This is a genomic window from Stenotrophomonas sp. STEN054 (genome assembly GCF_056854535.1).
In genome coordinates, this window is the sequence record NZ_JBXFWG010000005.1 from 22,092 (window position 1) to 35,895 (window position 13,804).

The following is a 13,804-nucleotide window of genomic DNA, read 5'->3' on the forward strand; positions in this document are numbered from 1 at the left end:
AGTCTCAATCAACCATCGATCCCGCGCCGTCACGTGCAGACTCCGGAAGCAACATTGTCGATTACCCTGAAGGTTCAGCCATGACCAGTACGACGCGTCTCATCGGCGTTGACCACGTCGGGTTTACGGTGTCCTCTCTGGACCAATCCATCCACTTCTGGACCGAAGCGCTGGGGTTCGAGCTTCAACGGCAATCGGAGATGGGAGGCGATTTCCTGTATCAGGTGACAGGCGTTGAGGATCCGAACGTGCGTACGGCAACCGTCCTGGCACCGGGTGGGTTCATGGTTGAGTTGCTGCAGTATTCTGGAGGTCGCCAGCATGGAGCCGCGCCGGAGAGTGCCGGTGCGATCGGCGCTGCACACCTGGCTTTGACCGTGGAGGACATTCACGCGGCCATTGCCCGTGTAGAGCGCGCGGGGTGGAGGGTGAAGGGCAGTCCACAGCCCATTCCGGGCGGTCCACGCAAGGGGACACTGGCGGCCTACGTTTCCGGCCCCGATCACATCACCATCGAGTTCATGCAGCCACCTGGTAAATGAGGGACCTGCACGGAGATGAAGGCTGCAGACGTCCACGCTTCCTGCCACAGCGTTACGGCGCTGCCTTGTCGGAACAGCAGGTTGGCCCACGTGTCCTAGCTGCCCCTTCTCCCTTCGAGTCGTTTGACCAGCGGAATCGTGGTAACGGCCAGAATAGCGATAAGAGCACCCGCATAGCCAAGGCTACCCGGTCCCAGGTGGGTGATGGTCGTGCCGCCGATGACCGCACCGAGACCAATGCCCGCGTTGGCTGCCGATACATTGACAGTACCGGCCAGCGCCTGCGCATCGGGTGCAGCCCGCATGACGCGCACCTGGCAGACCGGGTACAGGGCCGTATTGGCGATGCCCCAGAGAGCAAGTGCAACGAGGAGCGGACCAAGGTTCCGGGCGAACAGCATGGCCAGTGCCATGCCAATGCCCAGCAGCAGGGTGAAAACGCCTGTAACCACCAGGGGAGATCTGTCCAACCATCGGCCCCCCAGCCAGTTGCCTATCAGACCGACCGCGCCAAACCCCATCAGCCACCAGCCGACATTTGCCGACGAAACACGTGCTACCCGTTCCAGAATATCCGCCAGGTAGGTGTACGCGGCGAAGTTGGCGGTGAAGACCAAAGCAGAGAGCAGTACATTTGCCACAAAGAACGGGTTGCGGAAAATCCTGGCCTGTTCGCGCAAGCCCGACCGGGTGCCAGTCTCCTGCCGGGGCATACAGAAGAACAGCACGACGGCCGTTGCCAACGACAGGGCTGACAGCAGCCAGAACGCACCACGCCAGCCAATGCCTTCAGATGCCAAGGTCCCCATCGGAATCCCGAAAAGCATTGCTGCGGAGATTCCCAGATAGACCATGGACACCGCCCGGGAGGCAGCCTCGGGGCCTGCGATCTTTCCCGCGGTTTCGCTCGCGGTGCCCCAGAACACGGGCAGGGCAAGCGCGGGGATGACGCGCGCAATAGCCAGCACCCATACGTTGGGGGCGATGGCAGCCAAGGCATTTGCGGCAGCAAAAAGCAGAAGGATTGCTACGAACAGGCGACGCCGCTCGAAGTGTGCCACCCATGCAGTCAACGGGGGACCGAAGAAGGTGACGACCAGCGCAAACAATGTCACCAGTTGTCCGGCCGTAGAGATCGAGACGGACAGGTCGCGCGCGATCGAGGGCAGCAGACCAATGATGAGGAATTCGGTTGTGACGATCGTGAAGGCCGCCACGGCAAGAATATGGATGGAGCTGGAGCCTGACGCAGCCTTTTCGCTCATACGGGAGCGTGAGGACTGCAGGGAGGAGGGGCCTGCGCTTTTCAATCTGGAGCTTCCAGTGGAGGAAGCGCCAAAGTCTATTTGGTCCTGAACGTCCGAATTTGGATATATTTTCCAGTAATTCTGGAAATTAATTCCATAATTAGACGCGAAGCGAGCCGGCAAGGTGGGCAATCAGAGCATCGACCTTTGGCAGCAACTGTCTGCTTTTCAGCCAAAGCAGATAAAGCGGTAGACCCTTCGTGGAGTAGGAAGGCAGCACCTCCACAAGTTCGCCTCTGGCCAGATGATCCTCGATCAGCCAAGTGGAGAGCTGCGCGATTCCCAGGCCCCGCGCGACGGCTTGCACCAGGATGTCGGCGTTACCAACCTCCAGCCTGGAGGCAGGAAAGTGGTGCTCCACCGGTCCATCGCCTCGCTGGATGAACCATGGACTCGGCGATCCATCCGCCCGTCGATACATCGCCGCATGCAGATCCTTCAGTACGTCCAGGCTGTCAGGTATCGGCCCGTGCCGAGTGACGAAGTCCGGAGAGCAGCAGAACACCCGCCGTTCGTGACCCAAGTACTTGTATCCGATGCTGTCTGGCCACCTGTCGCTCCCGCCGATCCTGACAGCAACGTCTACGCTCTCCTCGGCCAGGTCAACGAATCGATCCGTGAATGAAATTTGCGGCCTGATGCCATCGAAACGTTCAAGAAAGTCGAACAAAGAAGGCATTACCTTCAGGGTGCCATAGGAGGCAGGAAGGTCGATTCTCAGCTTTCCAATGGGTGTGGTCCCTTCAGACCGCAGGACCTGTTCTGCTTCCTCCAGCTCGCCCAGCACTCCTGTACATGTCCGGTAGAACGCCTCTCCGGCATCGGTCAAAGAGAGCTTGCGGGTAGTCCGCGCGAACAGCTTCACATCCAAGCGTTCCTCAAGGCGGCCGACGGCCTTTCCAACTGCTGAGTTCGTCAGGTTGAGCCGTTCCGCGGCTGCGGTGAAGCTCCCCGCGTCCACTACAGCGACAAAGACGTCAATGCCCTTCAACCGTTCGGACGAGTACATGGCCTGGCTCGGTAGCAACTGGGCAGCAGCATATCCGTTTGGAGTGGGACGCGGCTTACAGGGCGCGTCCTGAATGTTCGACAGAGGGCGTGGCCACCGGCGATCGGCTCCAGCCGAGAGTGGCACTCGCATCCCGTACCCGAGCCGACTCTACTTGGCCAAGTATCTGGACCGGAATCTGCACCGGTCGCAAATCGCGAAGCGAGCACCTTGCGGCATTTGGATCAGCGTGCACGTACGATCGCCGCAGACGCCTGGCCCCTCGATTTGCGGGACCCGGCCACCGATCGGTCGATGCCGCCCGGACAGTGGCGTTACCTGCTGTTCGGCCAGACGTTGTGAGCTCCGCGCGTCTTCCGCCAGTGGATCCACAGGATCGCGGCGACGAAGAAAACGCTGCACAGGTAACTACCCTCCGGCCCCTGCGCGCCACCGGTGAGAATATCCGGGCCTTGTGGACGCAGCGCCACCAGCAGCGCGGGCAAGTGCGCATCCATGCCGGTGACGGGCAGTTCGAAACCGGTTGCGAGCAACCAGTTCCACCCCGCGTGCCAGCCCATCACGCCCCAGATATTGCCGGTTCGCAGTGCCCAGGCGCAGGCGAACAGCGAGAACAGGAACGTGCTGAGCATGACCAGGGGCGGCTGGTGCGGACTGAAATGCAGGAAGCAGAAAACGAGTGACACCAGCAGCACTGCCACCGCGACATTCGTCTTGCGCGCCACCACCGACAGCAACCAGCCGCGAAAGATGACTTCCTCCACGCTCGCCTGGAACATGAAACTCAATAGCAGCAGAGCGATGTGCAGCAGGCTGACGGGCGAGCGCCAGGCGTGCGCCAAGCCTGCCGACTGCATGCCGCCAGCCATCCAGATCGCCACAACGACGAGCACGATCGTGCCGAACCCAAGGGCCATTCCACACAGGAAGGTTTTCAGCGGCGCCGGACCGGTGAGCCCGATACTCGCCAGCGACCGCCTTTCGACGAAGCGTACCCAGGCCAGCACGGCCGCCAACGTCGGTGCGAAGCCGATCCACAGCAGCGCATGCAAACCAGCGAGCCCGATCGGATCGCCGCGCGGCGTCGACCAATGCTGCGACTGCATCCACCCGTCCAGCGCGATCACCGGTACCGCGTTGAACAGGACCATCAGGATCGGTGTCAGCCAGACCCAGGGCAGCCAGCCGCGGGCTGGATCGGGCGAATACAGGGCAACGGGAGTCATGCGGGGCTCGAGGTGGACGTGATCGCCGCTGCAAGTTGCCATCCACGCGGGGACGTGGCAACCGATTTGCGACCAAGCCACGGAAGCCGCCGATCAATGACCTGGATCGCCGACGAAAGGGCGCTGATCTGCTGCGTCACTGCGTCCCGAAGGGCGTGATCTGTCGAGCTTCTCCCAAGCCAAGCTCAACAGCGTCGCCAAGTTTCTACACGATAGGCCGTGCAAGACCCTGGACCTCCAGACAACGATCGAGCGACATCACCAAGCTGTTGCATTGAACAGTTGAAGCCGCAGTCGAAAGCGGACACTACCAGCGGTCGGCGCCTCCCTTTTCCCCTGAACGTCCGCTTCCGGTAAGAAGCGGGCGCCATGTTGAGAGTACTGCTCTGTCAGTTCCCGTTCCGCATCTCATACCAGTCTTGAGTCCGGTTGACGATGCGAACCACCGATAGCATCACCGGCACCTCAATCAGTACGCCCACGACCGTGGCCAGTGCGGCTCCCGAATGCACCCCGAACAGTCCCACGGCCGTGGCCACCGCCAGCTCAAAGAAGTTGCTCGCTCCAATCAGTGCGGAGGGTCCAGCAATGCAGTGCGCTACACCCAGGCGGCGGTTGAGGAGATAGGCCAGGCCCGAGGTGAAGTAGACCTGGATCAGGATCGGGACCGCGATCAGTGCGATCACCAGAGGCTGTTTGACGATCTGCTGCCCCTGGAAGCCGAACAGCAGCACCAGAGTAAGCAGAAGGGCAGACAGCGAAACGGGCCCGAGCCGGTGCAGCACAATCTGCAGACCAGCGTTCCCTTTGCGCGAAAGCATCCACTGCCGTAGCAGCGCAGCCACCACCACGGGCGCGACAATGTACAGGCCGACGGACAGCAGCAGCGTGTCCCATGGAACCGTGATCGCGGAAATCCCCAGCAGCAATGCCACTACGGGGGCGTAGGCGACGACCATGATCGCGTCGTTCAGCGCAACCTGGCTCAGCGTAAAGTTCGCATCGCCGCGGCACAGGTTGCTCCACACGAATACCATCGCCGTGCAAGGTGCAGCTGCCAGCAGGATCAGGCCAGCGATGTAGCTGTCAGTCTGCCCAGCAGGCAGCCAATCTGCGAAGACGTGGCGAAGGAATACCCACCCCAGCAGTGCCATCGAAAAGGGCTTGACCGCCCAGTTGATGAACAACGTAACCCCGATACCTTTCCACTGCTGCTGCAGCTGGCGCATCGCACCGAAGTCCACCCTCAGCAGCATCGGGATGATCATCAACCAGATCAGCACCGCGACCGGCAGATTGACCTTGGCCACCTCCGCTGATGCAAGCGCGGCAAAGGCGCCTGGCAGAAAATGGCCAAGGAGGGTCCCGGCCGCGATGCACAGCGCCACCCACAGCGTCAGGTAGCGCTCGAACAGGCCCATGGCTGGGCGCGGCTTCATGGGGAAGCGTCGATCGGCTGCAACTGGCCGATCTGGTCCAGCGCGCCTTGAAGCGCCACGCGATCCTTCCACAGCGTTTCCGGCAACGCCAGTAGAGCACGCAGGCGAATCTTCACGATGGTGTGAGCCCGTGCAAACGCTGCAGCCTTCTCACTATCAGTGCCTTCTACCGCAGCCGGATCCTGCAAGCCCCAGTGGCTGCGGGTGAAATCCCCGAAGACTACGGGGCAGGATTCTGCTGCAGCTGAATCGCATACGGTGATCACCACGTCCATTGGCGCGGCATCCACGAACTCATCCCATGACTTGCTGCGCAGCCCATCGACGGGCATCCCCTCGGCCTGCAGCTGTGCGAGGGCAACCGGATTGACGCAGCCCGTGGGCTGGCTGCCGGCGCTGAACGCGCTGAATGCCTGGCCGCCCCACGCGCGTAGCGTGGCTTCAGCAAGGACGCTTCGCGCACTATTGCCAGTACAGAGAAACAAGACGTTACGTGTCATCGTGCAATCGCTTTGGCAGGAAAGGGAACGTGGGGTCAGCACTTGCACTCGGGAACAGTCGGCACGCATTGCTCGCTCGGCGAGCCTGCGCAGCAGTTGTGCGTGAGGTACTCGATCAAGCCTGCCATGGCAGCGAAGTTGGCGCGGTAGCACACGTTCCGACCTTGGCTCTCGCTCTCCACCAGGCCGGCCTGTACCAATTCTTTCAGGTGGAAGCTCAGTGTTGCCGGCGGTACCTGCAGGGCCATAGCAATGTCGCCCGCCATTCGCCCCGCTGGTCCAGCTTCCACCAGCAGGCGGAAGGCAGCCAACCTGGTGGTGTGACCCAAGGCAGTCAGAGCAGAGATTGCCTTTGATGTTTCCATATTTCTAGAATAGTCGAATGAAAGAGCCGATCACAAGTGCCGAACTACCGAACCTGGCGGTGGCCTCGCTCCCCGCGCCCGACCACCGTCTACTTGCTGCCGCGGACCATGGCCCGCCCAGGATTCTGCTGCTTTACGGCTCGCTGAGGCCGCAGTCGTTCAGCCGTAAGCTGGCCCTGGAGGCCGAGCGGCTTCTGCGCCACATGGGTTGCGAGACCCGTGTATTCGATGCCCATGAGCTGCCCATGCTGGACAGCGTGGACAAGAGCCACCCCGAAGTTCAGCGGCTGCGGGAATGGTCACTGTGGTCCGAGGGACAGGTGTGGGTCTCGCCGGAACGACACGGAACCGTCACGGGCGTATTCAAGAACCAGATCGACTGGTTGCCGTTGGAGGATGGCAGTGTGCGCCCCACCCAGGGCAGGACGCTGGCGGTGATGCAGGTGAGCGGTGGCTCCCAATCGTTCAATACGGTCAACACCCTGCGGGTGCTCGGCCGCTGGATGCGCATGTTGACCATTCCCAACCAGTCATCGGTGGCGAAGGCGTGGCAGGAGTTCGATGACGATGGCCGAATGAAACCGTCTGCGTACTACGACCGCGTGGTGGACGTGATGGAGGAGCTGGTGAAGTTCACGCTGCTGACGCGAGGGCGGACGAACTACCTGGTGGACCGGTACAGCGAACGCAAGGGCGACGAGGTTGCGGCTGCGTTGGCCCGCGCGGCTGGGGCTACAGCTATTTGAGCTCGGCGGCTGCGCAGCCGATCAATGGGGGCCCGCCGCTGGTGCATGGAGAGCGGTGCCGTAAGGCGTGGCAAGTCGAAAGCTGGTGCTGAAGGCTATGTCCGCTATCGGCCAGGAGCGAACATCCGCAATGGTCCAGGAAACAAGCCTCCGCTATCCAAGGATAGCTCCGCACGCCAGCACTACCCTATCGGGCCCTTCTTAGGCTTGTGATCCGTCCGGCGGGGAGCTTGGCCGGATCGCAACCGCGAGGCAGGGCCTCAAGCAGCGGCTCCACTGGGCAGCCGTGCCAGAATGTCCTCCCGACAGGCGTCCAGGATCTCATCCGCGAGCGACGCATCATCCGGGCAGGATCGCGACAATACGATGGCCCCAACCGCCTGAGCGATCAGGGCGATCTGCCGCGCGCGATTGCTTTCAACGGTGGCCGTGTCGGCTTCATTTTTCTGGTCTGCACCTGCTGTGAGCCGAGCTTCAATACCAGCGGCAAAGGCCGCCCTGACCGACGCTGACTGACGAGCGGCGTCACTGCACAGCGCGGCCATCGTGCAGCCGTCGCCGGGCCCGTCCCGGTGCTCTCGGGACAGGTAGTAGGTCAGAAACGCCCGCTGATCCACCTCAGCCAGCGCCTCGGCAGATTTTGAAAAGCCACAGCTCGCGGCTTCGGCCATCAAATCGGCCTTGGAACCGAAATGCTTGTAGAAGCCGCCGTGGGTAAAGCCGGCTGCCGCCATCAGGTCCGCAACACCCACCCCGTCGTAGCCCCGCTCCCTGAAGAGCGTGGATGCGGTTTCGACGATGTGCGCCCGGTTGGCCTGCGCTTGTGCCTTGGTGACCTTCATGACCCGATGTCTCGTGACGCTGTACTGCGGAAGGATGGCACTATAGCACGGATTGATTATGCTCATCATCAATCCATTGACATTTAAGATTATGATCGACATCATTGAGGTGGAGTTGCAGCGCCCACGGCTTAGGCCTCTCCGTAACAGCCCTCTCAACGATTACGCCCCCACACCACATGACGACCACGACACTCTTCCAGCCCTATCCCCTTGGCCCTCTGACCCTGGCCAACCGCATCGTGATGGCACCGCTGACGCGTAACCGCGCCGGAGCCGGCCTGGTACCCACCCCGCTGGCCGCCACCTACTACGCCCAGCGCGCCTCGGCCGGCCTGATCATCACCGAGGCCACCCAGATCTCGGCGCAGGCCCAGGGCTACCAGGACACGCCGGGGCTCTACACGCAGGATCAGATCGATGGCTGGCGCAAGGTCACCGATGCCGTGCATGCCCGTGGCGGGCGCATCTTCGTGCAGCTGTGGCGCGTGGGCCGCATTTCGCACGTGGACCTGCAGCCCGGCAATGCCGCGCCTGTCTCCGCCTCGGCCATTCGTGCGCAGACCAAGACCTTCGTCCATAACGGCTTTGTTGATGTATCCGAGCCGCGTGCGCTGGAGATCGACGAGCTGCCCGGCATCGTCAACGACTTCCGCCAGGCCGCCGCCAATGCAATCACCGCCGGGTTCGATGGCGTGGAGATTCACGGTGCCAACGGTTACCTGCTGGAACAGTTCATCAAGGACGGCGCCAACCAGCGCACCGACGCGTACGGCGGCTCGATCGAGAACCGCGCGCGCCTACTGCTGGAGGTCACCGCCGGCGTAGCGGAGGAGATTGGCGCGGACCGCACCGGCGTGCGCATCTCGCCGGTCTCCCCGGCCAACGCCATTGCCACCGTCAGCGACCCGCAGCCGCAGTACGACTACATCGTCGACCAGCTCAGCGCGCTGGGCATCGTCTACCTGCATGTGGTCGAAGGCGCGACCGGCGGGCCACGTGACGTCGCGCCCTTCGACTTCGATGGGCTGCGCGGTCGCTTCAAGGGGACCTATCTGGCCAACAACGGCTACGACCTGGACCTGGCCAGCACGCGCCTCACCGAGGGCAAGGTGGACCTCGTTGCGTTTGGTCGCGCCTTCATCAGCAATCCCGATCTGGTTGAACGCCTGAAGACCGGCGCGCCCTTGAACGCATTGAACCCAGCCACGTTGTACGGCGGCGGCGCGGAAGGCTACACCGACTACCCCGCATTGACCGATACGCCGCAGTAACCCGTCCAACATCGCCCCGCTGCACACCCGTTTGCCCACGACATTCCAAGAGACACACCATGAGCATGCTTCCTGCCGTCCTCATCACCGGCGCCTCCAGCGGCATCGGCACCGTCTACGCCGAACGCTTCGCACGCCGCGGCCACAACCTGGTCCTGGTCGCGCGCGATGCGGCGCGACTGGAGACGCTGGCCGCCCGCCTGCGTCAGGAAACCGGGGTCACCGTAGACGTCCTGCCGGCCGATCTCACCCAGCGCACCGATCTGTCCAACGTGGAAACCCGCCTGCGCGACGACGCCCGCATCGGCATCCTGATCAACAACGCGGGCATTGCTCAATCCGGCGGCTTCACCGAACAGTCAGCCGACAGCATCGACGCCTTGGTGACGCTGAACACCCTCGCCCTGACGCGCCTTGCCGCGGCCATCGCCCCGCGACTGGGCAACGCGGGCGAAGGCGCTATCGTGAACATCGGCTCGGTGGTGGGTCTGGCACCCGAGTTCGGCATGTCCGTCTACGGTGCAACCAAGGCCTTCGTGCTATTTCTCTCGCAGGGACTCAGTCTGGAGCTGTCGCCCAAAGGTGTCTACGTACAGGCCGTGCTGCCCGCGGCAACCCGCACCGAGATCTGGGAGCGTGCCGGCATCGACATCAATACGCTGTCGGAGGTGATGGATGTCGGCGAGCTGGTCGATGCGGCCCTGGTCGGGTTCGATCGTCGTGAGACCGTGACCATTCCGCCGCTGCATGTGGCTGAGCGCTGGGACACGCTGGACGCGTCGCGTCAGGGTCTGCTCTCGGACATCCGGCAGGCGCAGGCTGCAGTGCGCTATCGCAGCGTTGATTGAAGTCCTGGTCACACAGGTACGCCACCATGACGATTTCCGACACCCGCCCCGCATCGGGCACTTCGTTCGAGAATGCACCAACCCGCTCGCTGGAGGTCGCTGGCACCCCGTTCGCGTACCGTGAACTTGGTCCACAGGGCGGCATCCCTCTGGTCATGCTCAACCATTGGGGCGCGGTGCTGGACAACTTCGATCCGCGTATCGTTGATGGTCTGGCCAGCAGGCATCGGGTCATCGCCATCGACTACCGGGGCATCGGAGGTTCGGGAGGAACGGCGCCGGTGACCATCGCAGAAATGGCGCGGGATACCCTCGCCCTGATCCGTGCGATGGGCTTGACCCGCGTCGATCTTCTGGGCTTCTCGCTCGGCGGCTTCGTCGCGCAGCAGGTCGTGCTGGACGCACCTGATCTCGTGCGCCGGCTCATCCTGACCGGTACCGGGCCTGCGGGTGGCCGTGGTATCGACCGGGTGGGTCGCGTGTCCTGGCCCTTGATCATCAAGGGCCTGCTGACCCGCCGCGACCCCAAGTACTACCTGTTCTTCACCGCCAGCGCCCGCGGCCGACAGGCGGCGCGCGACTTCCTGCAACGGCTCAAGGAGCGCAGGAGCGATCGCGATAGATCGGCCTCACCCGGCGCGTTCCTACGGCAGCTGAAGGCCATCACCGCCTGGGGCAGGCAATCGCCCCAGGACCTGGGCAGCATCCACATTCCCGTGCTGGTTGCCAATGGCGACAGCGACATCATGGTCCCAACCCCCAACAGCGGCGACTTGGCGCGCCGCATTCCCCACGCGACGCTGGTCATCTACGACGACGCAGGTCATGGCGGGATTTTCCAGTATCACGCCGAGTTCGTCCGGGAAGCGCTAGCGTTCCTCAAAGACTGACGCCCCCCTTGCCCCCGCAGCCTGACTGCACCCACGCCACCAGAGATACACCGCTCATGAAAGCCTTCCTCATCGACCGTTATGGCAAGAAGGAGACGTGCCGCCTCGGCGACACCCCATCGCCGGTGCTCCGGGATGACGATGTACTCATCCGCGTACACGCTGCCAGCGTCAATGCGCTGGACACCAAGATCAGGACCGGGGAGTTCAAGGTGATCCTGCCTTATCGCCTGCCGCTTGTTCTGGGCAATGACCTGGCCGGCACGGTGGAGCGTGTGGGCGCTGGGGTTCGCCAGTTCAAGCCGGGCGACGAAGTGTATGCACGCCCCGACGATGATCGCATCGGCACCTTCGCCGAATTCATCGCCGTCAAGGCAGCATCTGTTGCACGCAAGCCAAGCAATCTCAACATGGTGGAGGCAGCCTCGTTGCCGCTGGTTGCGTTGACGGCGTGGCAGGCGCTGGTGGAAACCGCGCAGCTGAAACCGGGCCAGAAGGTCTTCATCCAGGCCGGCTCAGGCGGCGTCGGGACCGTGGCGATTCAACTGGCGAAGCATCTTGGCGCCTTCGTTGCTACCACGACCAGCACGGTCAACACAGCATGGGTCAAGGACCTGGGCGCGGACGTGGTCATCGACTACAAGCAGCAGGATTTCGCTACGGAACTGCGCGACTACGATGTGGTACTCAACAGCCTTGGCAAGGATGAGCTGACCCGCTCGCTGCAGATTCTCAAGCCGGGTGGCCATCTCATCTCCATCTCCGGGCCGCCCACGCCCACCTTTGCCGCCGCGCGCGGCCTTGCCTGGCCGATTCAGCAGGTCATGCGACTGCTCAGCCATGGCATCCGCAGCAAGGCCAGGCAGAAAGGGGTGAAGTACACCTTCGTGTTCATGCGTGCCGAAGGTCGGCAGCTGAGCGAGATCACCTCGCTGGTCGAGTCCGGTGCGATCCGCCCTGTCATCGACAGGGTCTTCCCGTTCCAGGACACCCAGAGCGCGCTGACCTATGTCGAGAGCGGCGGGGCCAAGGGCAAGGTTGTTGTCGAGTTGCCGTAGGCTGCGACCTTTGCAAGCTACGTGGGAACATGAATATTGTCATCCCTGAGAATTCGGTGACACCGCCCTCGCATGTCCGTTTCCGGCCAAAAGGAGACGTCTCTTCTACGGCAGCTTGCCCGCGAATCCCACTGAATCATGCCTCGTCCGAGCAGCGCGGCTTCCAAGCAGAGGTCCCTCGTGGCAGAACCAAGAGTGAGATGGCGAAGTCATAGTGGTCGGCAGTGACCTTCATTTCGCGAAGACTGGTTCCACTTGCCACATATGGAAACCAGAGCCTTGCGTCCGTCTCAACGCCTGCTGTGTTCTTCGGCACGTCACTAGACGCAAGTACAGCGCCCGGGACTGGGATGACCTTGCGCCGCGACGGGAAGAACGCACCGCTACGAAACGCGGACTGGCTTGCTTTGGACTTCAGGACGTACCCATCGCGGTGAATAACTACCACAGCGTTGTGGTCCGTGTAACCAATCCAGCGAAGTAGTGCTGCTGTCAGGGATACGCCGTATCTATCGGCACAACCGCTTATGGCATCAAGACTAGCCTCAGTGCCCATCTGCGCACGAAAGTCGTCTAGCGGCATCAACAATGTCGACGCGAAGTAGTCCGCCTCGGCTTCAATATCCCGTTCATCCAGGTCGAGATCGACCATATCTTCATCGGTGCACTGAAAGCACTCGCGTTCATGGCGATGTAATAAATAGTGCCCTAGTTCGTGAGCCTGGGTGAATTTGATCCTGCCCAGTGACCTTAGGGCACTGTTGTACAGAAGAAGCCAGCGTTTGCGCCCGTCATTCGGGAACAGAGCACCGTCAAAGTTGTTGATCGCCTCCCCACGCACTTCGGTGATGGGGTCATCCCACTTGAAGATGTTCGCGGCCTCCAACGCCAGGCTCTGCACGTCTATAGGAAATCTAGGCGTGCCGTGGGCTTGCGAGATGGCATTTAGCAGATTCGTAAGCCTGTAAGCGGCCTTCGACGGGGTCAGCGCCGCGGACCTATCCCTTTCTGAAGCTGTCGACGATCTTCCTGACACGTTCCCTGTCCTCCGGCTCTAGGTTGCTGTAGTTGCGGAAGAAGGCTTCATCCAAGTGCCTCTCCTCCGGGCTCCCGGTCTCCTCGTGAAGCAGGAAGTCGACCGTAACGCCAAAGACGCCAGCGATCGCACCCAGCTTCTCAGCTGATGGACTGGGAGCTTCCTTGCGATTCTCTATCTCCCACAAATAGCTCTTACTGATGCCAGTCGCATCCGCCAAGGCGTCGAGTGTGAGGCCGGACTTTTTCCGAAGATTTTTGACCTTGGTCTGAAGGGCTTTGTTCATGTTTGTGCATAAGGTCAGTGCAATCTCAAGTTGCACTATACCGAACAAGATGTTTGACAGTAGCGAATAAGCACGGCAGACTCGGCTATGTTCGGTCCACCGAACATCCACTCATGCAATACCGATAGCGCCCAAGGAGGCCAGTATGAGCAAGCCCAGTGGGCTCAAGCCGGGTCAGCCCGCCCCGACGTCGGGTCAGTACCAGATCATCGGCCCACGCGGGGGGCAAGGTGCCGAGCGCACCGTGGTGCGCCGGGAACCCCTGCCACCGACGCCGACCCGCGGATCAACCTATCGACTGGTCGATCCCACCAAGACGAAGCGCTGAGCTAGGTCGGAGGGGCGGTGCCTGGATGCGGCCGCCCCCTCTTCGGACTGATCAAGCCATCAAATCCCGCGAGCGCCCCCGTGCGAGCAGTCGAACCGAGCGCGCGAA

16 protein-coding genes are annotated in these 13,804 nt (G+C 62.2%); 7 read left to right on the forward strand and 9 right to left on the reverse strand.

What is annotated here, in order from left to right; genetic code table 11:
- Window positions 1-80 precede the first annotated feature (80 nt).
- Window positions 81-542, forward strand: coding sequence for a VOC family protein (locus AC1VXD_RS02950; RefSeq protein WP_482990754.1), 462 nt, complete (start codon window positions 81-83; stop codon window positions 540-542).
- A 95-nt stretch (window positions 543-637) separates the two neighbouring features.
- Here the strand turns inward: AC1VXD_RS02950 and AC1VXD_RS02955 are convergent, their stop codons facing one another.
- The 6 genes from AC1VXD_RS02955 to AC1VXD_RS02980 form a co-directional block, all read right to left on the reverse strand.
- On the reverse strand, window positions 638-1,807 hold the full coding sequence (locus AC1VXD_RS02955; protein ID WP_482990755.1) for an MFS transporter: 1,170 nt from the start codon (window positions 1,805-1,807) through the stop codon (window positions 638-640).
- A gap of 142 nt (window positions 1,808-1,949) precedes the next feature.
- Window positions 1,950-2,858, reverse strand: a complete 909-nt coding sequence (locus AC1VXD_RS02960) for a LysR family transcriptional regulator (protein ID WP_482990756.1) — start codon at window positions 2,856-2,858, stop codon at window positions 1,950-1,952.
- A 314-nt stretch (window positions 2,859-3,172) separates the two neighbouring features.
- Window positions 3,173-4,084, reverse strand: coding sequence for a CPBP family intramembrane glutamic endopeptidase (locus AC1VXD_RS02965; protein WP_482990757.1), 912 nt, complete (start codon window positions 4,082-4,084; stop codon window positions 3,173-3,175).
- A 389-nt stretch (window positions 4,085-4,473) separates the two neighbouring features.
- Window positions 4,474-5,505 carry an ACR3 family arsenite efflux transporter gene (arsB, locus tag AC1VXD_RS02970; RefSeq protein ID WP_482990758.1) on the reverse strand — a complete coding sequence of 344 codons (1,032 nt, stop codon included), beginning with the start codon at window positions 5,503-5,505 and terminating at the stop codon, window positions 4,474-4,476.
- A 14-nt stretch (window positions 5,506-5,519) separates the two neighbouring features.
- Window positions 5,520-6,023 (reverse strand): arsenate reductase ArsC, encoded by a 504-nt coding sequence (locus tag AC1VXD_RS02975; RefSeq protein ID WP_482990759.1) that lies wholly within the window; start codon window positions 6,021-6,023, stop codon window positions 5,520-5,522.
- Between the two features lie 35 nt (window positions 6,024-6,058).
- Window positions 6,059-6,388: an ArsR/SmtB family transcription factor gene (locus tag AC1VXD_RS02980; RefSeq protein WP_482990760.1), complete on the reverse strand. Its 330-nt coding sequence runs from the start codon at window positions 6,386-6,388 to the stop codon at window positions 6,059-6,061.
- A 17-nt stretch (window positions 6,389-6,405) separates the two neighbouring features.
- On the opposite strand from AC1VXD_RS02980, the gene arsH reads away from it, so the two are divergent.
- Entirely contained in the window at window positions 6,406-7,134 is a 729-nt protein-coding gene (arsH, locus tag AC1VXD_RS02985; RefSeq protein ID WP_482990761.1) for an arsenical resistance protein ArsH, read from the forward strand.
- A gap of 260 nt (window positions 7,135-7,394) precedes the next feature.
- Here the strand turns inward: arsH and AC1VXD_RS02990 are convergent, their stop codons facing one another.
- On the reverse strand, window positions 7,395-7,976 hold the full coding sequence (locus AC1VXD_RS02990) for a TetR/AcrR family transcriptional regulator (RefSeq protein WP_478433457.1): 582 nt from the start codon (window positions 7,974-7,976) through the stop codon (window positions 7,395-7,397).
- Window positions 7,977-8,155: 179 nt separating this feature from the next.
- Between AC1VXD_RS02990 and AC1VXD_RS02995 the strand changes: the two genes are divergently transcribed.
- From AC1VXD_RS02995 to AC1VXD_RS03010, 4 genes are read left to right on the forward strand one after another with little or no spacing between them, the layout of a single operon-like run.
- Window positions 8,156-9,250, forward strand: a complete 1,095-nt coding sequence (locus tag AC1VXD_RS02995; protein ID WP_482990762.1) for an alkene reductase — start codon at window positions 8,156-8,158, stop codon at window positions 9,248-9,250.
- 59 nt (window positions 9,251-9,309) lie between these two features.
- Window positions 9,310-10,098: an SDR family NAD(P)-dependent oxidoreductase gene (locus AC1VXD_RS03000; protein ID WP_482990763.1), complete on the forward strand. Its 789-nt coding sequence runs from the start codon at window positions 9,310-9,312 to the stop codon at window positions 10,096-10,098.
- Between the two features lie 26 nt (window positions 10,099-10,124).
- A complete protein-coding gene (locus tag AC1VXD_RS03005; RefSeq protein ID WP_017355492.1) occupies window positions 10,125-10,988 on the forward strand; it encodes an alpha/beta fold hydrolase in 864 nt (287 codons plus the stop codon).
- A 56-nt stretch (window positions 10,989-11,044) separates the two neighbouring features.
- Window positions 11,045-12,046 (forward strand): NADP-dependent oxidoreductase, encoded by a 1,002-nt coding sequence (locus AC1VXD_RS03010; RefSeq protein WP_482990764.1) that lies wholly within the window; start codon window positions 11,045-11,047, stop codon window positions 12,044-12,046.
- Between the two features lie 136 nt (window positions 12,047-12,182).
- Here AC1VXD_RS03010 and AC1VXD_RS03015 read toward each other — a convergent pair whose 3' ends face one another.
- Window positions 12,183-12,947 (reverse strand): ImmA/IrrE family metallo-endopeptidase, encoded by a 765-nt coding sequence (locus AC1VXD_RS03015; RefSeq protein WP_482990765.1) that lies wholly within the window; start codon window positions 12,945-12,947, stop codon window positions 12,183-12,185.
- A gap of 97 nt (window positions 12,948-13,044) precedes the next feature.
- Entirely contained in the window at window positions 13,045-13,368 is a 324-nt protein-coding gene (locus AC1VXD_RS03020) for a helix-turn-helix domain-containing protein (protein ID WP_480979742.1), read from the reverse strand.
- A gap of 145 nt (window positions 13,369-13,513) precedes the next feature.
- Between AC1VXD_RS03020 and AC1VXD_RS03025 the strand changes: the two genes are divergently transcribed.
- On the forward strand, window positions 13,514-13,696 hold the full coding sequence (locus AC1VXD_RS03025; RefSeq protein ID WP_482990766.1) for a hypothetical protein: 183 nt from the start codon (window positions 13,514-13,516) through the stop codon (window positions 13,694-13,696).
- Window positions 13,697-13,804: the final 108 nt, after the last annotated feature.